Annotated in this window: 35 protein-coding genes and 1 pseudogene; 4 read left to right on the forward strand and 32 right to left on the reverse strand. The window is 34.5% G+C overall.

What is annotated here, in order from left to right; translation table 11 throughout:
* Positions 1–8: 8 nt before the first annotated feature.
* The 5 genes from CLLU_RS19050 to CLLU_RS05050 are packed head-to-tail and all read right to left on the reverse strand — an operon-like array spanning position 9 to position 6,261.
* On the reverse strand, positions 9–2,249 hold the full coding sequence (locus tag CLLU_RS19050; RefSeq protein WP_242977483.1) for a hypothetical protein: 2,241 nt from the start codon (positions 2,247–2,249) through the stop codon (positions 9–11).
* A complete protein-coding gene (locus tag CLLU_RS05035) occupies positions 2,242–3,765 on the reverse strand; it encodes a phage portal protein (protein WP_106008484.1) in 1,524 nt (507 codons plus the stop codon). Before CLLU_RS05035 ends, CLLU_RS19050 begins: the two co-directional genes overlap by 8 nt.
* The gene (locus CLLU_RS05040; RefSeq protein ID WP_106008485.1) at positions 3,756–5,027 is read right to left on the reverse strand and encodes a PBSX family phage terminase large subunit; all 1,272 of its coding nucleotides are present in this window, start codon (positions 5,025–5,027) and stop codon (positions 3,756–3,758) included. The genes CLLU_RS05035 and CLLU_RS05040 overlap by 10 nt, the downstream gene beginning before the upstream one ends.
* Complete coding sequence (gene terS, locus CLLU_RS05045) at positions 5,017–5,778, reverse strand: phage terminase small subunit (RefSeq protein ID WP_106008486.1); 762 nt, start codon at positions 5,776–5,778, stop codon at positions 5,017–5,019. The genes CLLU_RS05040 and terS overlap by 11 nt, the downstream gene beginning before the upstream one ends.
* A gap of 60 nt (positions 5,779–5,838) precedes the next feature.
* Positions 5,839–6,261: a hypothetical protein gene (locus CLLU_RS05050; RefSeq protein ID WP_106008487.1), complete on the reverse strand. Its 423-nt coding sequence runs from the start codon at positions 6,259–6,261 to the stop codon at positions 5,839–5,841.
* A 130-nt stretch (positions 6,262–6,391) separates the two neighbouring features.
* Between CLLU_RS05050 and CLLU_RS05055 the strand changes: the two genes are divergently transcribed.
* Positions 6,392–6,880 carry a hypothetical protein gene (locus tag CLLU_RS05055; RefSeq protein ID WP_106008488.1) on the forward strand — a complete coding sequence of 163 codons (489 nt, stop codon included), beginning with the start codon at positions 6,392–6,394 and terminating at the stop codon, positions 6,878–6,880.
* Between the two features lie 190 nt (positions 6,881–7,070).
* Here the strand turns inward: CLLU_RS05055 and CLLU_RS18850 are convergent, their stop codons facing one another.
* Positions 7,071–7,214: a hypothetical protein gene (locus CLLU_RS18850; protein ID WP_170065732.1), complete on the reverse strand. Its 144-nt coding sequence runs from the start codon at positions 7,212–7,214 to the stop codon at positions 7,071–7,073.
* Positions 7,215–7,374: 160 nt separating this feature from the next.
* Between CLLU_RS18850 and CLLU_RS05065 the strand changes: the two genes are divergently transcribed.
* Positions 7,375–7,575 carry a hypothetical protein gene (locus tag CLLU_RS05065; protein ID WP_106008490.1) on the forward strand — a complete coding sequence of 67 codons (201 nt, stop codon included), beginning with the start codon at positions 7,375–7,377 and terminating at the stop codon, positions 7,573–7,575.
* A gap of 252 nt (positions 7,576–7,827) precedes the next feature.
* Here the strand turns inward: CLLU_RS05065 and CLLU_RS05070 are convergent, their stop codons facing one another.
* From CLLU_RS05070 to CLLU_RS18675, 25 genes and pseudogenes are all read right to left on the reverse strand, one after another.
* Positions 7,828–8,184, reverse strand: coding sequence for a helix-turn-helix domain containing protein (locus tag CLLU_RS05070; RefSeq protein ID WP_106008491.1), 357 nt, complete (start codon positions 8,182–8,184; stop codon positions 7,828–7,830).
* A gap of 205 nt (positions 8,185–8,389) precedes the next feature.
* A complete protein-coding gene (locus CLLU_RS05075) occupies positions 8,390–8,833 on the reverse strand; it encodes a transcriptional regulator (RefSeq protein WP_242977484.1) in 444 nt (147 codons plus the stop codon).
* A 126-nt stretch (positions 8,834–8,959) separates the two neighbouring features.
* On the reverse strand, positions 8,960–9,382 hold the full coding sequence (locus CLLU_RS05080; RefSeq protein ID WP_106008493.1) for an ASCH domain-containing protein: 423 nt from the start codon (positions 9,380–9,382) through the stop codon (positions 8,960–8,962).
* A complete protein-coding gene (locus CLLU_RS05085; protein ID WP_106008494.1) occupies positions 9,379–9,546 on the reverse strand; it encodes a flavoprotein in 168 nt (55 codons plus the stop codon). The genes CLLU_RS05080 and CLLU_RS05085 overlap by 4 nt, the downstream gene beginning before the upstream one ends.
* A 1-nt stretch (position 9,547) precedes the next feature.
* Entirely contained in the window at positions 9,548–9,709 is a 162-nt protein-coding gene (locus CLLU_RS18670; protein ID WP_158255877.1) for a hypothetical protein, read from the reverse strand.
* 360 nt (positions 9,710–10,069) lie between these two features.
* A complete protein-coding gene (locus CLLU_RS05090) occupies positions 10,070–10,345 on the reverse strand; it encodes a hypothetical protein (RefSeq protein ID WP_106008495.1) in 276 nt (91 codons plus the stop codon).
* A complete protein-coding gene (locus tag CLLU_RS18855; protein WP_170065733.1) occupies positions 10,332–10,490 on the reverse strand; it encodes a hypothetical protein in 159 nt (52 codons plus the stop codon). Before CLLU_RS18855 ends, CLLU_RS05090 begins: the two co-directional genes overlap by 14 nt.
* Positions 10,491–10,511: 21 nt before the next feature.
* A complete protein-coding gene (locus CLLU_RS05095; RefSeq protein WP_106008496.1) occupies positions 10,512–11,147 on the reverse strand; it encodes an HNH endonuclease signature motif containing protein in 636 nt (211 codons plus the stop codon).
* A 13-nt stretch (positions 11,148–11,160) separates the two neighbouring features.
* On the reverse strand, positions 11,161–11,559 hold the full coding sequence (locus tag CLLU_RS05100) for a DUF1064 domain-containing protein (RefSeq protein WP_106008497.1): 399 nt from the start codon (positions 11,557–11,559) through the stop codon (positions 11,161–11,163).
* Positions 11,471–11,851, reverse strand: coding sequence for a hypothetical protein (locus CLLU_RS05105; RefSeq protein ID WP_106008498.1), 381 nt, complete (start codon positions 11,849–11,851; stop codon positions 11,471–11,473). Before CLLU_RS05105 ends, CLLU_RS05100 begins: the two co-directional genes overlap by 89 nt.
* 142 nt (positions 11,852–11,993) lie before the next feature.
* Positions 11,994–12,869, reverse strand: a complete 876-nt coding sequence (locus CLLU_RS05110; RefSeq protein ID WP_106008499.1) for an ATP-binding protein — start codon at positions 12,867–12,869, stop codon at positions 11,994–11,996.
* Positions 12,802–13,650 (reverse strand): DUF4373 domain-containing protein, encoded by an 849-nt coding sequence (locus CLLU_RS05115; protein ID WP_158255878.1) that lies wholly within the window; start codon positions 13,648–13,650, stop codon positions 12,802–12,804. Before CLLU_RS05115 ends, CLLU_RS05110 begins: the two co-directional genes overlap by 68 nt.
* 88 nt (positions 13,651–13,738) lie before the next feature.
* Positions 13,739–14,608 carry a recombinase RecT gene (locus tag CLLU_RS05120; protein WP_106008501.1) on the reverse strand — a complete coding sequence of 290 codons (870 nt, stop codon included), beginning with the start codon at positions 14,606–14,608 and terminating at the stop codon, positions 13,739–13,741.
* Position 14,609: 1 nt separating this feature from the next.
* Entirely contained in the window at positions 14,610–14,798 is a 189-nt protein-coding gene (locus CLLU_RS05125) for a hypothetical protein (protein ID WP_106008502.1), read from the reverse strand.
* Positions 14,798–15,769, reverse strand: coding sequence for a YqaJ viral recombinase family nuclease (locus tag CLLU_RS05130; RefSeq protein ID WP_106008503.1), 972 nt, complete (start codon positions 15,767–15,769; stop codon positions 14,798–14,800). The genes CLLU_RS05125 and CLLU_RS05130 overlap by 1 nt, the downstream gene beginning before the upstream one ends.
* A gap of 65 nt (positions 15,770–15,834) precedes the next feature.
* Positions 15,835–16,053, reverse strand: a complete 219-nt coding sequence (locus tag CLLU_RS05135; RefSeq protein ID WP_106008504.1) for a hypothetical protein — start codon at positions 16,051–16,053, stop codon at positions 15,835–15,837.
* A complete protein-coding gene (locus CLLU_RS05140) occupies positions 16,054–16,245 on the reverse strand; it encodes a hypothetical protein (protein ID WP_106008505.1) in 192 nt (63 codons plus the stop codon). It lies immediately after the preceding gene.
* 14 nt (positions 16,246–16,259) lie between these two features.
* Positions 16,260–16,424, reverse strand: a complete 165-nt coding sequence (locus CLLU_RS18860) for a hypothetical protein (protein ID WP_170065734.1) — start codon at positions 16,422–16,424, stop codon at positions 16,260–16,262.
* Positions 16,405–16,548: an aspartyl-phosphate phosphatase Spo0E family protein gene (locus tag CLLU_RS05145; RefSeq protein ID WP_106008506.1), complete on the reverse strand. Its 144-nt coding sequence runs from the start codon at positions 16,546–16,548 to the stop codon at positions 16,405–16,407. The genes CLLU_RS18860 and CLLU_RS05145 overlap by 20 nt, the downstream gene beginning before the upstream one ends.
* A gap of 1 nt (position 16,549) precedes the next feature.
* Positions 16,550–16,813 (reverse strand): RNA polymerase sigma factor sigma-70 region 4 domain-containing protein, encoded by a 264-nt coding sequence (locus tag CLLU_RS05150; protein WP_106008507.1) that lies wholly within the window; start codon positions 16,811–16,813, stop codon positions 16,550–16,552.
* Positions 16,814–16,824: 11 nt separating this feature from the next.
* Complete coding sequence (locus tag CLLU_RS05155) at positions 16,825–17,034, reverse strand: hypothetical protein (protein WP_106008508.1); 210 nt, start codon at positions 17,032–17,034, stop codon at positions 16,825–16,827.
* Positions 17,035–17,430 carry a hypothetical protein gene (locus CLLU_RS05160; protein ID WP_106008509.1) on the reverse strand — a complete coding sequence of 132 codons (396 nt, stop codon included), beginning with the start codon at positions 17,428–17,430 and terminating at the stop codon, positions 17,035–17,037.
* A pseudogene (locus CLLU_RS05165) lies at positions 17,427–18,174 on the reverse strand (phage antirepressor KilAC domain-containing protein). Before CLLU_RS05165 ends, CLLU_RS05160 begins: the two are co-directional and overlap by 4 nt.
* Positions 18,175–18,190: 16 nt before the next feature.
* Positions 18,191–18,670 carry a helix-turn-helix domain-containing protein gene (locus tag CLLU_RS05170; protein WP_106008510.1) on the reverse strand — a complete coding sequence of 160 codons (480 nt, stop codon included), beginning with the start codon at positions 18,668–18,670 and terminating at the stop codon, positions 18,191–18,193.
* 186 nt (positions 18,671–18,856) lie between these two features.
* Positions 18,857–19,030: a hypothetical protein gene (locus tag CLLU_RS18675; RefSeq protein ID WP_158255879.1), complete on the reverse strand. Its 174-nt coding sequence runs from the start codon at positions 19,028–19,030 to the stop codon at positions 18,857–18,859.
* Positions 19,031–19,222: 192 nt separating this feature from the next.
* Here CLLU_RS18675 and CLLU_RS05175 point away from each other — a divergent pair, with 192 nt between their 5' ends.
* Complete coding sequence (locus tag CLLU_RS05175; RefSeq protein WP_106008511.1) at positions 19,223–19,462, forward strand: helix-turn-helix domain-containing protein; 240 nt, start codon at positions 19,223–19,225, stop codon at positions 19,460–19,462.
* Positions 19,463–19,478: 16 nt separating this feature from the next.
* Positions 19,479–20,120 (forward strand): hypothetical protein, encoded by a 642-nt coding sequence (locus tag CLLU_RS05180; RefSeq protein WP_106008512.1) that lies wholly within the window; start codon positions 19,479–19,481, stop codon positions 20,118–20,120.
* Here CLLU_RS05180 and CLLU_RS05185 read toward each other — a convergent pair whose 3' ends face one another.
* Positions 20,121–20,372, reverse strand: coding sequence for a hypothetical protein (locus tag CLLU_RS05185; protein ID WP_106008513.1), 252 nt, complete (start codon positions 20,370–20,372; stop codon positions 20,121–20,123). It lies immediately after the preceding gene.
* Between the last annotated feature and the right edge of the window lie 19 nt (positions 20,373–20,391).

The following is a 20,391-nucleotide window of genomic DNA, read 5'->3' on the forward strand; positions in this document are numbered from 1 at the left end:
ACCCCTCCTTAATCTAAGTTGTTTTTCTTTAAGTATTTAATTAGCGCCTTGCTGTAGTTATATTTGCTTTCAGCTAATTTATGGGCTTCCTTATAATTTTTATTATATCTGTTCATCAGCTCATATTCAAGCCTTTCATGTTTTAACATTATTATGTCATGTTCTTGAATATTTTTGCCTTCCCTGAGCCTTTGCCATGACTGTGACATATCATAATCAGCGTCAAAATTTCTGTATCCTCCGTATAAATCATATTTATTTATAAACACATGATTATAAACTTTTCCTATTGATTTGGCACTAATTCCAGTGTTTTTAGATATTGTTTCTACTTCCAAATTTTTATCTCTATTTCTCACTGATTTATAATATTGTTCAGCGTGTTTTTCTCTTAACTTATTATCAGGATCATTTTTACCCGTCAATGCCCCTCTTATTGCTCCTTTGTCTTTTGCTATAGTTTTATTTCTCATGCCTTTAAATGATTTTAGCCATTTTCTCATAGCTAAACCTAGCTCATTAGGCTTTGAGAGTTCTGCATTCATAAATACTTCTGCAAAAAATTCTCCATAACTTTCTTTGCCGTATCTCGATATGTTACTATTAAAATCAAATTTAGGGTTATTTTTCTTTGCAATATCAATTATCTCGTCATAACAACGCTTCTTAACTTTCATTTCAATATCGGTATACCATTTAAGCACTGCTTTTGAAGTCTTTCTCTTTGTGTTTATAAATTGCATAGGCTTGTCAGGTATCCAGCCTTTAGCCCTCATTTCATCCTCTATTAATTTATTTTGAAGCATATGCCCATATTCATGTGTAACGGTACTTATAGATAATTCTTCATTAGTTAGTGCCCTTGGCATAAAATAACCCTTCTCTGTCGCTGTTTTCTCATATTTTATTAATTTATTAAAATTACTGTAATCATCTGGACACAAAGATAGATTTTGTCTGGTCGGATTTGTTGCTTCGTTTGCTACATAAGCAATTGCATTGCCACCTCTGCTTGATGAGCATATAGTAGTATTTACAGAATCATGAATTACACCATATTTACTCTCTAATTTTTCTAATTGTCTTGTATTGTTTATTATTAATTTTGGGTCGACATTTTCCATGAAACTATCTTCAACCTCTGTAAAGCCTATTTCATTTGTGAGTGCTTTCTTTGCATCTTCTACTGTTTTTATATCCGAATCTTTATCGGGTTTAACTTTATTGCCATTATTTTTTATATACATGGACGATTTCTTATAAACATTTTGATACCAATCTTCAAGTCCCGGTTCACTCCCTGGATTCCTATCCCATCTCTTAAGCCTGTCAACAAAATCACTGGGATTCTCATTAACTGTAAGAGTTATGCACAAGCAGTTCGGGTGGAAGGGATATGCAGGAGCCTTGTCAATCGGGTATACTCCAATCCCAAGTCCATAGTCATCAACGCCACATATGTGGTCGCATATATCAAGTCTTGGATGAGAACCAGAAAGTATAAATTTGACTCCACTGCATGAAGGACTTACCATAGCACTTTGAATGGTAGCTTCACCATATGCAGCAGTCATTTCAGTTCTGGCAAGCCTCAAAGATTCATAACATAGATCTTCAGGTACCCTGTTTCCCATTCTTTTCATCATATTTGGATATTGCTTAGCCAGCGTTTTTCTGCCTGTTTTAACGTATTTGTCAAGCATCCTAGAAGTTTTAACACAGTCCTGGCCTTCTGCAACTGCATCCTGGATTATCTCAGTCATATTTTCTCTATACCGTTTGGATTTTGTCCATATCCTATCGGAAAGATACAATCCTTCGTTAGCCCTTGCCCAGCAAGTTTCAATTGCTCGTTGGTTTACATTAAAATATAATGTTTTAACCTTAGACGTAGATACCTTAGCAATCCCAGCTTCTTTAATTGCTTTAATGTCTATAGATTTAGCATATTCTGTAGCCGCTTCTGCATTTGCCTTTATATACTCTTTAAATATCGCAGTAAGCTGCCCCTCAAGTTTATTCTGCTGTTTCTTCAACATTTCAATCAATACTAGAAGCTGTGCTTTTCTTATCTTAGAAGTACCACCTTTTTTAAGTTCATTGGATATGTCCTTGACAAGTCTTATATAAAATGCTCTTATTTCAGTTTCGTTATTGAGCCTTAAATCTATATACTTTTTTCTGGCCTGAAGTGCCCAGGTTTTATAATCACCAGCACTTTTCTTTAAATCATCTATTTCCTTACTCATCTACATCACCATCTTGGCCACTTGTTGAACTATTTATCTCATCATCAAGTTTCTTTTTTTCATCATCGAGGCCTGCAGAGTCTCCCATCCTGAAATTTAGCATCTTGTCTTTGATTATCTTTTCTCTTTCACCGGCAACACCTTCATCACTGGATATATAGTCATTCATGGTATCCACATATTCAGCCAGGAAGTTTGAAGCAGATTCAATCGAAATAAATCCTCCAGTAATTGCAGTTTCAAGAGCTGTTGTAACATAATTAAGTGTTTCAGCACTCTCCTTGTCATCCTTTGGAGTTACTTCATCCCAACCAAGAGTCACGTCATATGAACTAAAATTGCCACCTGCTGATTGTGCTGACATAATTAAAACCATTCTGGCAAGCATACGCCACTGCTCAGTAAATTGTTCTCTCTTACGTCTTATCTTATTTGCCATGATAGGCATTTGTTCTTTTACTGAAGCTAATGCACTTGGAGTATGTACACCAAATACAAACTCTGGTACCTCGGATACATCAACAATACAATAAAATAAGAGGTTCAACAGTGGCTGCGCATCTCCCGTAGCACTATTAACCTCTACAAATCCTGCATCCTCATCAGGCGCCATAAATAAAACTTCGTGTCCATTTAAGTTTATTGTTCCACCATCTTTAGCAAATTTAGTTGGATCTTCTATTCCAAAATTATTTCTTAGAAAACCAGCTACATCCTTGAGCTTCATTTTCAGCTTTGGGGTACTGTGCATCTTGCTTCCCTTGAGAGCATGAAGCATAACATCATGATATGCTTTTAATAGTGGCTCTATAGGTTCAATATCTGATTGGCCATACTTCAATGTTTCATCAGGTTCATTCTTAAAATGCACTATAGGTATAAATCCCCATGGATTTGGTGTTGTACCTGCTTGTATCCCTTCTGGCATATCTCCATTTATCTGTATTGTCCTTTCGGTGGCTGTTATAGCCTGGGTAATATCGCATTTGTACTTATTACCGTCTATGTCCTGCCATTCCTGATGGCTTTTTAGAATATATGCTGTTGGTTCTCCCGTTGTCGGGTCCAGCAGTATGTCCTTTATTTGCTCCGGAGGGATGAAATTATATACCAGCCTGTTGGGCTTATCCGGATACAATGGATTTAGAATTTCCTCACGTGTAATCCACACATAGCTGTCACCAAGCTTCAGGGCATCTGTGTGAGTTTTGAGCATCTGTGATGTATTGTCCAGTGCAAAATCATCAAGTATCTCCTGCGCTGATTCGTCTTCACAATCAAAATGAGGTACTCCCATGAAGCCTACGGTTGAATTTATTATAGGCCGTACAAATGGAGCGCCTAGTTTATAATCGTCATTGCTATTCTGATATAGCTGCCTAGCAAGTTCATAATCCACCTGAGAGCTGTCCAGCTGATAGGTAGTTGTTGCAGTTCCTCCGGATATACGCATCTGCTCTCCTTTTGGATTCAGCAGTTTTAATTTCATGTTCTTAATAAAAGATTTTAACCCCATACATTCCCTCCTTTCAGTAAGGATAAATTTACATTTTCCAATGGATATAACGTCTGAATTAAATATCTAAGTGCATCCATGGCATGGTCATTCTCTTTCAATGGCTTGTCTTCTCCACGTTTTTGTGCTTTATCATCCCATATATAAGATTCAAATTCTTTTATAAGGTTTGGACATCTATTCTTAACTATATGAATTCTTCCGTCATTAAGCCATGTTGTTACATTGCTTATCCCATCTATTACTGTGTTATCAGCTTCAAGTACTGATATGCCATTCTGCCTGAACAAATTAATTAATGATGTAGCTGAAGGGTCTATTATTACATTCCTCGGTTTTATATCACTGATAAATTTCTTATAATCATATAAAAATAAATTATCTGTTTTAGGGCTGCCATTATCACCTTTATTGTAATATTCATCAACAATAAATATATGTGGCACATGCTCATACAATCTAATTGCAGCCTTTAAATATACATGAGGATTTGTTATCCCATAGTCACACGGAATATAAAATACTAAATTATCTTTAGGCACATCATCTATTGATATACAGTGCTTCTTTTCATCAAACCCAGGATATATAACACCATCAGCCATAACCCATAAGCCTTTTATAAATCTGTCATAAAACAGCCCTGAATATGCCTTTTTTATATTTTCTTTATATTCTTCACTTAGAGTTAAATTATCATCTAAATCAAAATGCCAGTGGCAATATCCATTTTCTTTGCATTTGTCAATATATTCGGTTTTTATATAATGATATGGGCTGTCTGGGTTTGTTGTCCAAAAAGCCTTTGCACCTTCCAAACTCATTCTTGACAGCGCTTGTTTAACAAAACTTTCATGATGAAGAGTTATTTCATCAGCCATCCATCCTCCAATAGTAATACCTCTTATCTTCCCTTCATCATTTGCTTTGGATCCGCCTCTACAGTAACATACTTTAGTCCTGCCATCATAATGAATTATAAGTTGAGCTCCACCTTTGGAACTATCCTGATATGATGCCCTATCGCTGCCAAGAATGTATATCATATCTCCTATAACATTCCTATAGAGAGAATCTGTGCTTTCACCAGACATAAGAAACTTATCATACGGAGAATTCAATACAAATAAAACCCACGCTAAATTTGTTATAAATGTCTTGCCACTTCTTACACTTCCTTCAAGAATATTAATAAAACCCATTTGATTATTTAATAATTTTCTTATAATATCCTTTTGTTTAGGAGAATATTCATAACTCATTTTTTAAACCTTCCAGCATCTCTTTTAGTACTCCATCATTGGATTTATCCTCATCATGATTCTTAACCTTATCCACTTCAACCTTCAATTTTTCAATTCTAAGTTTCTGCTCTTCAGTAGCAAGATTACTCTTCAACAGTTCATCATACTGTTTAATCATACTCTCAAGGGTTTTCATGGCTCTACTTTGAGCCTGCAGAAATGTAGCCTGCTTATCCCATGCAAACTGCAGCTCATATTCTTTCTCCCAACTGTCAGAAGTTTCTCCAGAGGACTCCTTCTCTTGCTTTAGTACTTTAGTCATATCATCCTGGCTCTTCACATTCATTATTCTCTGCGCTCTTGCTATGGCCGTGTATTGAATTATTATGTTCTCCCACAGCATATCCAATGGATCTTTAACCATAATATCCTCCACTATATCTATTGTTTCAGGCGGAAAAATTTTAGAAAAAAAGCCATGCGTTTCAGCATTTTTGTTACCTTTCGGCACACTGCTCGCATGACCTTTTGAATTCTTATTTTTAGGCTGGGCACCCTTTTTTCGTTTAGTAACGTTACTATTCAAATCATTTTTATTTGGTAACGTTACTTTTAAAGCCTCATCCCATTTATCTTGATTTTTCCATTTTCTTATTTGACTATCAGATATATTTAAATCTGCTGCAATGTCCTTCAATTTGACTTTTCCATTGGATTTCAAATACATCTGTTTAGCTTTGTCCCTGTTCGGACTTCTCTGTCTCGGCATGTCTACACTGTCACCACCTGCCTGTTCGTTTTGTTTTGGATATGTAAATATCTTTAGCTTCTATTTAAGCTTTTTACCATCTTTATAAACTATAATTTTCCCATCATTTACATGTTCAATAACTTCTAAAAATAATTTAATTTTTCTATATTGGCGAATACTATTTATAACAAATCTAGCCATTATTATATACACAACAAATCCAACTATAATTTGAAAATCATATCCATCAATAAAATTTGAATATTCTTGGAATTTTTTATTAATCTTGTTAGCTATTCCATTGATGATTATTGGTAAAACAACAAATATTAATGATAACAATGCTAATTTTTCAAGATCAATAGCTGCGTCCTTTAATGCAATCTTAAAAATTTTTCTCTGTTCAATGTTTATTTTTACGTACTCGATTGACATATTTTTTATTGTATTCTTAAATTCAGTAGGTTTTAAAGAATATTTATAAATCCATTTAATGTCCAATATTACCACCTCTCGCCTTATATTTCAACAAAAGATCCCAATATCCTTCACATTTTGTTCATATTATTTCTAAATTTTAGAGGAATTTAATATTTTATGTTGAATATTGGATTAAAAGGAGGTGATTACTATGGGTACAAGAACATTTTATGAAAACTTTTCTAAAACCAATTTCCCAGATATTAAAGTCAGAGTATGGCAAGATAAATCTAAACCATGGGTTGCTAATTTTTATATTGGAGATCGTGAAGGAAAATTCAGTGATTATATTACTAAACAAGTTATCCCTAAATTAGAAAGTGTAAAAGAAATTGGTACTGAATTTAATTTTAAACCTTATTCAGATTTAGAAGTTGATGAAATTCCTTCTAAACCTGAAATTCCTGACAATATAAAAGAATTAGCTCTAAATCCAGATAATACTGTTGCCGGAGTACGTTTTAAATTCAAAACAGCCTTCCCCCAACTTGGAGATTTCAAAATACATGCACCTTTATCGCCTGGTGTTGTAGGTATCGAAACTTCTTCTGACCTAAGTGAAAAAGAACTTGATGAGATTCAACAATTGGGGAAAGAATTAGTTTCTGTAACTGCTGGTTTAAAAGTATTTAAAAAATAGTATTTACATTTAAATGTATAGGTTTATTATTCTCAATAATTTTTCTGATTTTATTGCACTCTATATAGTCTCCAGCTATATGAATGTCAATCTTTCTTTTAGAGAAATGCTCGCTTATTTTTATTAATCTAACATGAAAAAGCGAGCATGCTTTTTTTAACTCTTCAACGGTAAAATATTTCATTTATTCTCACCTCACCCTCCTAATAGCACCCTTAACCCTCCTATAAGAGTCATGCTGCATCAATTTTTCTATATCATAAAAGGAGAGGTGTTCGCCTCTCCTTAGTTTATCCTTATTTAATTTTTTCTTCTTGGACTTTTCTTTTTCCATACCTATTGCCTACTTCCTCCCAACAATTCATTATTTCCGATTCACTTTCATTTAATTTATAAAATGAGATTCATAAATCAATTCATAAAAATCCTAGTATCATATTTACCATATTGTAAATAATATTAATTAAACACGGTAGTAAAGGAGGATTCAATTAATGAATTCACAAGCAAGAGATAACATTCATAAAGTAAAGGAATCATTAAAAAGTACTCAGCACTGTCTCCAGATGGCTGCAAATGAGGTTGAAAATTCTAATATTAAAAAGCAAATAAACAATCAATTAACTCAGATTACTAATTGTCTTGTAGAATGCGAAAAAATAGCTTCTGGATTAAGTCAACACAAAAATCAATAAATATAATAAAAAGTTTGAGTCATGCAAAATAAGCACCCCAAATGACGGATGCTTATTTTATAGATCTAATAAAATATAATTAAGGGAGATTAAATTTTATAAAAAATCTATTTCTAAAGGTTATTCCTTAGAATACTTATAAGTATATATAGTATTTGTGGCAACTTAGCGTCGTATTAATTAACTATTTATGAATAAACACATTGGCAGCCCCATTTAACCCTGGAGCTGCGGGTTTATTTAAAGATGGTATTAAAATCTATCTTTATATTCATTTGCCAATCTTCTTGGGGTATCCCAGGTAACAACCGGAGCAACTTCCTTGTTCAATACTATATCTCCATTAGGCTTTGTCTTATATATTGATCTGTTCTTTTTTACAAACGTGCTATCTCCCATATATCGATTGGCTTGATAATTTACTGCTTTTATTATCTCACGCCTTTGAGTTAGGGCAGTTTGATGTTGTCTTTTCAGACATCCAAAATTTCTCTGGATACATTTCTTAACTGTATCCTTTTTGCAATTTAATTTCCTGGCAATCTCAGAATCCGTAAATCCTGCATTATACAAATTTTTAACCTGCTGTTTATCTATAACGGGTTTCAAAACATCACTCTCCTAAAAAAGAATATAGTTCACCCAAACCATAAAAAGGGACATATTTTACTTTTACCAAATTGAATTCTTCAAATTTCATTTATATTATATATCATTCTTCCGAAGATTTTTCCCAACTTTGTCCCACTTTTGTCCTATTTTTGTCCCAAATTTGTCCCACGATTTTTTGCTATTTAAAAGGCAACAGCATTTTTCAACTATTGCCATACATTCTTCCCCATCTAACGATATCCTCAAGTATATCTTCCCGCCATCTGTAAGCAGTACTTCTTACCCCTCCATACATTTCATTGGCAATCCATCCAACACTCTTGTTTAACTTATACTTGTAAGTAATAAACTTCATAATTTCCTGTGAAAGCGGAGGGACTGTCAGCACTTTTTTCAATGGAGCTATGTTTCTTTTTAACTGTCTTATCCTGGCCATATTCTTACGGAGCTTTTTATCTACACATTTCAATTCATCCTCAAGCTGCTTAATTTCCTTTGTATCTTCTGAGTGCTTTGTATCCCACTGGATACTTTCCTCCTGCTCCTGAAGCTCCCTGCAGTCAATCTCCAGCAGCTCCATTTCCTTAAGATCTCTAAAATAGCCATATAACTTCCCTTCTGTCTTTTTAAATGTCTCCTTGTCCAACAGCTATCCCTCCTACTTATTTATTGCTTATGTCTAAATATCAACACCACTGCTGTCATCACACCAACAAATATACCTATGCACAAAAGGTACAAAACCACAAAACACATTAATTCCCTCACTGCATCACTCCCTGTATTCCCATAGACTCAACTGTCCTTTAGTTGGCACTGGTTTCCTTAAAGGTTCAATATTATCTAAAATCCATGCATATCTCCCTGGTGAATAATCTCCAAAAATTAACTCTTTACCTTCCACTATAACTCTGGGAACATCAGTATATATAACATCACTCTTTGATGACTTAACTTTAGTGCAATCTACTAAATTACACTTGGCAATAATCATTCCTATTGGCATTTCATTTATATTTATACTTTTAAGTGATTCTCTAATTATTGGATTTTTTAAAGCCTGTTTATCTATATTTTTCCCTGCATGTATCAACAATGGTCCCCGATAATTGGTCCTCCATGACCTAGTCTCTATATGTTTCTCTCCCAAAGCTATGAGTGAAGCCCAAGGCTGCCTGATAGTTAAAACCTTCATACTATTACACCCTTCTTTCTCTCCATATACAAAATTCCGGTCAACCCATCCCGCCCAAAATCTTCAATGCGGTAATATTTTTCGAACTCTTTCGTAATCCTGATTTTCTCCTTGAAATTCCAGTAAGGTATTCCCATTGCCCTGATTTTAGTACTCTTATTCATTTCACCACCTGCACCTTATACGACGACGTTTATTGCATCTTTTAACACTCTCACCCACAACTTCAAATACCATATTTTCTTTCTCTTTGGCTTTTTTAATTTTACGTTTCTGCAGCATATTGTATGTCATTTCAGCTTTTTGTTTTGCTGTCAATTTCTCCATATACACCACTCCTAAAATTACCAGAATAATTATTTGATTTCTCCGCATCCTATTCACATAAGGATATCAATGTACTCAAGATTTTAGAATGTTAGAGTTTATGTGAAGTTTGAAAGAAGTTTATGTGGATTGGGATGTTTTGTCTCTTGGTGCATTGATGCCTTAGTTTTTAAACTTATGTTGCATTAAACCTCTTGTACCAGGGATTTAACCTCCCTGGTCTTTTTCTTTGTAAAATATTTAGATTTTAGTATAATAACTTAAAATCCGCACATACTATAAATACCTATATTCAGTTTCTATATTATTTTTTGCCAGGGAGCTTTCTCCCTGGTTTTCTTTTTGTAGGAATTTTGCTAACTAATCCCACTTTAATTTTTGACCACAATGCTTACAAAATAGATCCTTATATCCTACCCATTCCTTACATTTACAGCTATAAATCTTGGCACCTTTATGAAATACAAAGCTTCCAATTTTAATATCATTTTCGGCTGTCAAATGAGTTGGCTTTTGAGGTATCTGTTTTTCCAAAGCTTCCACACTTACCTTAAAAGCATATTTAATCTCTGAACAAATCCATTTACTATTTAATTCCTGCTTTATGATATCTAAGGAATATTTATAATCTTCCAATGCTTTCCCTCCTAGCCCTTTCCTCCCAATCAACCTTTTCCGCCTGAAGCTTGGCAACCTTTTTAAAATCCCTCTCCAGCTCCGCCATTCTAATTTCATTTTCCACTTTTGCAATTCTCTGCCGATAGAACTCAGTCATAAGCATCTTCATACCTCCTTCAATGGTCTACCCTACACGCTTAAATAATTTCTTACCATTTTTTAATTCTAATTTTCTGTGATAAGAAGAATGTTCTTCCCTTGTCATTAATTTTAAATTTTGCAACCTATTATCTGATTTATTACCATTGATATGATGTACAACTTCATTCTTTTTTAATTTTCTTCCCATATGCTCTTCCATAACTTTTATATGCTCTTTTATACATTTATTTCCTTCAACATATAACACCTTATATCCATTTTCATACCAATATCCATTTTTCTTATACTTTCCTGATTTTTTCTTGTACTTATTTACACAATTTACAGAGCAAAATCTTTGTTTGCTATTCCGTTGAACTTCAAAAGATTTTCCACACATTTCACAATGTTTCACAATTCTCTTTCTTTGTGCTAATTTAGCACATTTTACTGAGCAATAATGGTTAAAAATGTGTTGATGTATTTCTCTATATTTTATCTTGCTTTCTAATTCTTCAAATGCTTTTCCACATACAGGGCATTTAAGTTTTATTCGTTTCCCTGGTTTTGTCCCTCTTAATGCAGCTTTTGCACATGATAAGCTACAATATTTTCTAACCAAACTGGGATATTTGTATTGTCGTTCTTTTCCACAATATTCACATTTGTGAATAACCATAAAACCACCTTTTCTATTTTTCAATTTCTAATTTCAATTTGGGATATTTATTTTTAAATAATTTGCACTTTTGCTTAAATATCTCTGTCTCCATGCCTTTAACATCAACTATTTTAAAAGTTTTATCTGGATAAAATATAATAAAATCAGCAAGATATGATATGCATCTATTATTCCTATCTGTTCCTTCACTTAATATAAATTGGCATTGTCTAGCAAACCCTAATATTAAGCCTTTACTTTGCAACATTTTTAAATCTCTATAGTAATTTAATTCTTTCAAGCTATCCCAACATATTCCATATTCCCATGTTTTTTTAGAATTATACTTGCTTCTTTTTGCCTTTGACTTCTCTACTTTCTGACCCCTCTTTTTGAGATACGCTTCGTACTCTTCCTCTGTCCAATTCATCCATCACCATCCCTATCTGACTGCTAAATTTTTGCCTTTTCAATTCATCAATTATCATTTCATCAGTTAGTGGCTTTTTATTTTCATGCTTGCACCCGGCACTTGGATTATGATTAACCACTTTTATGTCACCTTTTAAATACTCTTTTTTCCAGTTGTAATAATACATCTGAGCTGTATTTTTAGTTGTTCCAAACTCTTTCATTACTCCAAATACAAGATCATCTTTGCTTTTATCATCATACTTACTGAAATACTCAAAGCATTTTTCTTTATTGCTAATTTCGCCCATTTTGATCCACCTACTTTCTTAATTCACTAAATTACTCATACAATGCCCTTAAACGAATTTTAATTTACTGGACAAGTATTTATACTCTTGTGCTATTTAAATTAAAATTTACCCTGTTTTGGACTTAATTTTTGATATTTCATCATGTTGTCCAACCATTCAATATTTCTCTCAACATTTTGGTTTTCTCTAAGCCCTTTTTTATTCGTATACTTGAAAATGTGTTTTCAATTGGCTGGCACATCTCATGTATCAATCTATCTGCGGTTCTGCCTACATCTGTACCGCAGTCTTTGTCATATCTTCTCTTGAGCTGGCTCATTGTCAGATTTGAGGTAATCATGAGAGGCTTCTTTTTTCTGCATCTTGAATCCAATATCTGATACATGGTAGCTCTGGACCAGTCTGTATTATTTTCAACTCCCATATCGTCAATGATCACCAGGTCTGCGTTATCCAAGCAATTTAGTATACTCTGAACTCCTTCATCACCATAGCTTCCAAAACTGTTTTTTATTCTCTCTAAAATCCCGATAGCTGAAACACATACCACGGGGATAAACTGTTTTATAAGTGCATTGGCAATACAGCCTGATAAAAACGTCTTTCCATTTCCCGGATTACCATAGACAAGCAGTCCTAAATTCTCTTTTAAAGCCTTTTTCTTGAAAGATCTTACGTATTTTATACCTAGGTCATACATCTTCTCATTGCCCAAGGTATGGTCCCAATTTTCAAAGGTAAACTCCTTAAATTCCCTGGTCATAAGGCTGTTATTAAATATCTGCTTAAGCCTGGTCTGCTTTTCTCTGGCCTTGGATATTCTCTCGCTTTGTTCAAGAGCTTTTCTCTTGCATTTGCACATTCTTGGAACTATATAGTTTTTCCCAAGCATCCTGATTATTTTTCCTGTAGGTTCACCGCAAACATGGCAGTTTTCAAGTGTTGGCCTAGAAGTGGAAACCAATGCCGGAGCTATCGATTCCGTATTCTGTAGTCTGTTTTGAGTTTTTAACATTGCCTTTACCCCCTTTTTTCTTGATATTCTCGCACTTCCAAAGATCTCTTATAATGCCTGTGCAGTACCTAAAGCTGTTGATTTTATCCGAATCGGCATCTGGCTTAAAATCACTAAACGCTTTATCTATACCCTTCAGGACTATGTCGAGGGACGGCACCTCTGCACATATCTTCTGGGCAGCCTCCAGTTCACGAGGCCTTAGCTGCACATCTGCTTTCCCTGATTTCTGGCAAAAATATTCTAGCGCTATTACCCAATTCTCTTTTTCTTTATTTTCTTTTTCAGTAGTAGTAATATTATTATTTTCTTTTCCTTTCTTTTCTTTTATGGCATTGCTAGCGCATTGCTTACGCATTGCCTGTGCATCACTAGCATGTTTTTTAGTATTAGTTTCATCAGTTTTTGACGTGTCTGAATCCTTGTGCCAGCGGGCGTTGGCAGCCCTTTTCGCTTTCTCAGATTTAGCATCCCTTTTGGACATCCTTTTTATCAAACTATTTGACCAAATATAGGTCCCGTCAGTCTCAAATAATTTATACTCATTTATGCATTTTTCTACATACCCATGCAATGCATCTTTGTCGCATTGCAGTTGCATTGCTAACGTAATGCATAAGTATTTATTGTTTTCAAGCTTATATTCCGGCTGTTCTCTCAATATTTCAATTATCATCCAATACCACCCGTAACCCTCTGCCCCATATTCACTTCTCATGGCAAGTATCTTTGGGTCATTCCTGGCATTATAATCATGGGAGAAGTAATATGTCTCTTTCATGATCTCATCCCCCATTTAAAAAATATTTTGCCTGTCATAACATACATATTTCCTATCTCCTTCTCCCATAGCACAATACTCCTTAACCTTATTTATCATCCATACTTTCAGCGAACGGTGTGCCTTCATACGGATCCCTATCCTTGCCTTTTTCTTCTTCATCCTCTGCTTCCATATATTCTACGTCTGTCGCATTTACTTCTGGTTCATCCGCTGCTTCTTCGTCAAATACTTCATAGTTGTCCTCATTAGTTTTAATTATTTTACTGTCACTTGTAATTGCTTCTTGCATGTCAATACTTAAAATTCCCCAGGTTGAAAGCATATTTTTAAGTACTGTTTTCCTTGCCATTGCATCAAAGTCTGTTTTCCATGGTCCGTTACCAAAACTCTTGCTGAACCTCTTGGCATGCGCTGTTACTTTTTCTTTACTCCAGTACACCATCTTTTCAAAACCATTTAAGAGCCTGAAGTATGCTGCATATCCTATTACTGCATCCGATTGTTTATTATCCAAGTCTAATTCCAATTCTTCTGTGAGAGGGTTGAAGCTTTTAAGCTGTCCTTCATATATCTCTGTTACATTGAGCTTTTTATATTGTGCTGACCTCTGAGCCATCTGAATAAATCCCCTGTATCCAACTTGAAACTGTGCTTCCAGCTTTCCATGATTTTTAAATGGTATTATCCATGCAAATCCCAAGTTAGGATCTATGGGAAGTTTCAAGGAGGCGGCCTTTAAGGCACTCCCCAAAACTGTCATATTGTCACAACCCTTTAATTTCTCCTGTTTCAAGTTAAGTAAGCTGGTTATAAATCCATTGGCCTGTTTGTCGAGCATGTCCTCAAATCTTTTCTTTATACTTGCAGAATAAACAAGTGCCTTGAATGGATCCTTGGGTAGTTTCCCTGGCTCCTTTTTTGTAAGTTCCTTTTTTAAGCTCTGACTTGTAGCCATATTACTCATCCTCCCCTTCAAAATCTTCTTTAAATTTACACATTATTTTGTCTTTATCATTGTCATAATAAATTGAATCTATAAAATACCCGCAGTCACCTGGATCATACATTTTAAAGTCATTTTTATTCATAGCTGCCAGCTGGGCATTAAAACTATTTATAAGTGCTGTAAATGCCGGATTTGCCATTACGCTTTTACCTCCTTGATATTAAATTTTCTGTATGAGCTTGCATTTAAATACTGTTTAAATAGCTCAGGATACTCCGCCTTGAACCTTTTGCTGTCAAACCTATTGGAGGTTATGCTCTTCCAATTAATCTCGTAATCAGGAGCATATCCTATTTCAGCCTCACCCATTTCAAACTTTATATTGTTCTCAATTTCCTTGGCCTGAAGCTCCAAGGATTTTATAGTGTTTTTAATTTCGAAGTAATCTTTAATTTTGTCTTTGTATTCAGATTTTAGATTTACAACCGTCCCTGGAGTTGAGTCCTTGAATCTTTCCTTTAAATACCTCTCTGCAGCATCAGATCCATCCAACTTGGGCGGCACTCTTTTAAGTACGTTGTTCTCCCAGAAGTCTTTTTCTTTGGCTACGATTATATTTATAAGTTCCTGGTCCCTCTCAATTTCTTTATATATAAACTTCTGTCCACCTATGAGCACGGCTATATATGCCTTTTTATCACCTGTAACAGCCAGATAGTGCATAACCTGCGCAAGATAACTTGCTGGTATTTCTTCACTCTCCCAACTGCTCGACAGGAAAGTATTTGCTGTCTTACATTCAAGCAGTGCTTTTTCGCCCACTATTTTCCTGTCCAGATTTGCAGTCATAAATGGATGCTCAATGCTTTGAAGTATTGCATTTCTCCTTCTAACCCTTTTACCTGTTCTTTTAGTGAATTCCTTTGCCACCATATCCTCAAGTTCAGTTCCCCAGTAAGCAGCTTCGCTCTGTTCGCCTATCTCAGTTATTTCCTGTGTTTTATCTATATATACTTGAAATGGTGTCTTGTTTCTGTTTATTCCCAAAATTGCTCCTGCATCAGAGCCTCCAATGCCGGCTTGACGGCTCTTAAGCCAGCCAAGCTCGGATATATCTTTAGTTTTAGCAAGTATCGTAAAAGGCTTATTAAAATCAAGTCTTAATTCCATGGCTTAACCTCCCTATTTGATTTTTCTCCCATTCTTTAGTAGAATGGAATTAATGTAATTTGCTTTTAGGCCCTCTGCAAAGGGTCTTTTTTTGTCTGTAATAAAATTCTTACCTGTTCATCAGTAGCAGTATCTATATCACATATGGTCTTCCCAGTTTTCACATCGTACAGTTCATCACCATCAAGATCATACTTAACCCTATCTATAGCCTCCTTGATTCCTAAATTTCCACTCTGGACAAGCTCAACAACCTTATCTGCCTTCTTTCTTATGGATTCCATTTACTCACCTTCCTTTAAAATTTGAAAACTTTCAGCATTTTTGTATTTTCCATTTTCTTTCACAATAAGAGGTGCATAATAATTGCTTCTATCTCCTGGATAGCTTATTAACGCTATAGCCCCTTTATAAAATCTATGGACATTACACAGCTTTTTTCTTTTCCCCTGCAATGCCTGACACAATATTTCCATTTTGTTGCATCCTTTCAAATCACATTTGCCAGAAATATAATAACTGGTATCAAAATAACTATAGTCAGTTCATTTTCCACATCATTTTCTCTTTTATATCTAACTGTGTTGTATATAGCTAATACAATTATTGCTAATAAACTATAAACTCCTAAAACCTCAGCTCCTAGATGTGTCATGGTTTCCCTCCTTCATTTTCTGAACTATCAGCTTATCAAGTTTCTGGCTGATTTCTAGTGTTCTTTCATCCCGCAGACCGTATAAAGCAACACACTCATTCAATTTTTTCTTTAATTCCTCCATATTAAGCTCCTACTCTCATCTCCCTTTTCTTCCTGAATTTTCTAAGCCTCATACGAATAGCTTCTGCTGAAACTCCATACATACTACCGATTTTTTCATATGACATTCCTTCGTCTCTTAATTCCTGCATTTCAAATAATTCAGTATCATTTGGAACATATCGCTTTTTCTTTGTTCTCTTGCTTTTGTGTAATGCCACAAATGCCTGCTCGACTGTAACTGGAACCTGTGTTGCTATAAAAAGCGCATACCAATTCTCTTCCATGCTTCTCCCTCCTAGTACCAATCTCCATTCCCCAGCACATGCAGCCAGTCACCGTCATTCAGTACAACTTTTAGATATCCATCAGCTCTTTGCACTTTTATAGGTGCATGCTTTTCTGGTTCTTCCCACATGCTGTAGAAGTTCTTGCAAAAACTATCAAAGACTTGTTTCTCTGTATCAGCTAGCTTACTGTAGCCTTTTATCTTGGCAGTATCAAACATTTAATCATCCCCCTCTATAAACCACTTGCCGTGTAGGATTTCTTCAGCCGTAATCGTGTTCTGATTTTTATCCCACAACGGGTGGGAAATATCATCTTCCAGAGGTATATACCTACTCTTATCTCCTTCAAATTCACAATAGATTATCTTTTCTTCAGCGAAAGCCTTGATAGCCTCCATAAAGTTAACGGGTTCATTTACCAGCCTGAACTTGCTGTTCAGTGTGAAACTCGATAGCATCAATTCTCCCACATCATTCCTAACTCTTCCTGTAGTGTCAACGTGAATAATACTGCCGGATTCTGCTTCAAAAATTCCCTCCCCTATATATTGAAATTTCAACCCTAGGTTTCTTCCCATCTTGTCAATTACCTGTGCTAGTGTATATTCAGTCATATTGCCGCCTCCCTACTAAATAATTTCTTGAATTTATTTATAAAATATACTTGCCCTTTCCCTGTTACTTTTGCTGTAGAAGATATAGTTACATGACCGTCACTATGGCCAATTGAAGTTTCCTTCACCTTAAACAGTCCCAAATTCATGGATTTTTTGTGTTGGCATATTGTAATCAGTGCCTTTCCTATTGATTAAGTACCCGTTTTCCCTAAGCCATTCAAACAGTCTGTTTTGCCCTATATCTATCCCATTTTGTTTAAGTATTTTGGCAAGCTGCCCAACCAGAATTGTTGTAGTGGATGCCTGGACACTATCAGCAAATAATACCTTTGGTTCCTGCTGCTCCAGCTTATTGTTAAGATTTAGAACTGTATTCTTATATTCAAGTATTTTCATATCGGCCATCTTTAAAGCTCTGGCCATAACCGCCTCTGGACTGTTCCATTTCTTCTCAAGGTCAAGGAAATATTTTCTGGCTATTTTCCCTTTCTCGGTTTTCTGCAGCATACATAATTCTTTCGCCATATCAATTGTTATTTCATAATCAGTTGCCGGGCGACCACCTTGAGGGTTTTCGACGGATTTGTCGATAACTCCGTAGTCAGCATTTTCAGTAAATCCATATCCGCAATATCTATGGAACCATTTCATGAATTCTCCATGTGGTTTGTCTAAAAACTCCCATAATTGTCTTGCACTTGTTGTTTGCCTCTCAAAATTTACTTTTATCAAGTTACTCAACTTCATCCCTCCCTATCTATCTCAAGTTCTTCTGTGCCCAAAGTTTCAATGACTGTACCTTTTCAGAAAATCCATCTAATTTCCCAACTATACTTTTGAGTTCTGGTTTTTCATTTTTAGATATTATTCCATCCTGTACAATTTCCATTAACCTATCTATCATAGATTCAGGATTTTTTAATGAAACTGATATCTGAATTGCAAGATAGCCTATATCCGTTAATTCAAGATGTGGCACAGTATTTTTACCTATTGGACACTCATTGCAGCAGTAATAATTCATAAGTTCCGGGGCGTTATAAATCTCAGCCATTTTGACAACTACATCTGTCGGTATTTGCTTGCATACATCTTTCTCATAGTTTAAAAGTGAGCTTGGGCTTACTCCCAATATTTCACTGGCACCTTCCCGACTCTTAAGCTTGTCATTAAAATTTGCTGCTTTCAGTCTTGCTTTCATATAGATATTGCCATTACTTCTCAGTGTTCTACTCATTTAATCCACCTCTTTTCTCAGTTAAATTATGTGTTTTGGTATTGAATGTAGAGCTAAGTTGCCAACTATTAATTCTTATTTCATGGTAGAATTTTAGTAACAAGAATATTAAAAGTTCATAGCATATATTGAGAATGTGTTTGCTTTTTAGGTGAAAACGAAATTTTAAATAGGCTTTTCAGCCTGTTATCTTTCGTTTTCGATTTTTTGCATTAAGGCATCCAACCCTCTAGCTCCTGAACCTTCATCATCAAACATTTTTTTAAGAACTATGAGAGTTGCTCTTGCCTGGCTTTCCCTTAATTGCTGCATTGCTTTTGGATCGTCCCATGGCCAATTAGCTATAACTTTTATTGCCATACCCATACCCCTTTTTACTTTTTTACTATAATATTCAGATTGAAGCTGTATTGCTACACGACTTCCTGTTGATTTGTTTCTTCTGGCTCAATTAACTTGTTTATTGGTACTTCTAGGGCCTGAGATATCTTTATCACTTGCTCTATGTTTGCTATACTTTTACCGGCAATTCGTTAACAGGTGGTGTTATTATTGAATATATCTGAAGCTACAGCTAAAAGAATTATTGAATTATGCAATGATAAACATATAAGTATAAACAAGCTTGCTTCATTATCTGGAATTACTCAATCAACAGTAAACAGCATAGTCAATGGTGGTAGTAAGAACCCTCAACTTAAAACAATATTGAAAATATGCTATGGTATTGAAATTCCTCTATATGAATTTTTTAAATCACCTGTTTTTCAAAATATTGATATTGATATTTAACTAGGTGGTGATTTTAATGAGTTCTGAAATTAAAATATCTATGACATCTTTCACTGATTTTTCACTAACAACCGATAGTAGAAAATTAAATAAAGTTAGAGAAATTAAAAATCGTGCAAGATCCACTTATACTCCTGCTACTGACTACTGGAAACAACTTCGAGAAGAAATTGTAAACATAAATAAAAATAAGCTCAGCTTAGAACATTTAAAAAATCTTTCAAATACGATAGATCCTAAAAAAAGATCTAATTATATTAAAGCTATAAACGGATATATTAAATTTTTTAAAAAATACTTGAAAGATGATTTTACATTTTTTGCTCCTAAGAAAGATCTTTGGAATTATGACACATTATCAATAAACGTTAATCCTGAACTAGGATTTGTAATTGACAAAAAACTTTATTTAATAAAACTATATTTTAAAGAAGCTACGACATCTGCAGAAATTATACTCAATAAAACAAGAGCTGAAGAAATTGCATACTTAATGTGGACAACTTTATCTGATTTCTATAAAAACAAAAATGTATCAATGTGTTTTTTAAATGTGTCCAAGGGTCAATTAGTAATACCTGAATTTGATAAAAATGATCAAAAGATTGTACTTTCTGTATCTGCTAAAAGTTTTATAAATTATTGGAATCAATGTTAATTATTTATCTTTTATAAATTCAAGGTTTCTTGCTATATGTGATACATAAAAGAAATTCAAATATTTTAACAACATCATGTTATTGATGTTGTACTTATCACAGATTTTAAAAAATTCGTGACAAGCTTCCTCATAAGGCTCTTTATCTTCTGCATCATTTTGAATTTCTTTTAGTATGCTATTTTTAATTTCAAATGCTTCTTCAAAAGACATACAGCGAGATACTTTTATAATCTGTTCCTCTACATCCATCACACGACCTCCTTTACTG

Source organism: Clostridium luticellarii (assembly GCF_002995845.1).
Taxonomy (GTDB): domain Bacteria; phylum Bacillota; class Clostridia; order Clostridiales; family Clostridiaceae; genus Clostridium_B; species Clostridium_B luticellarii.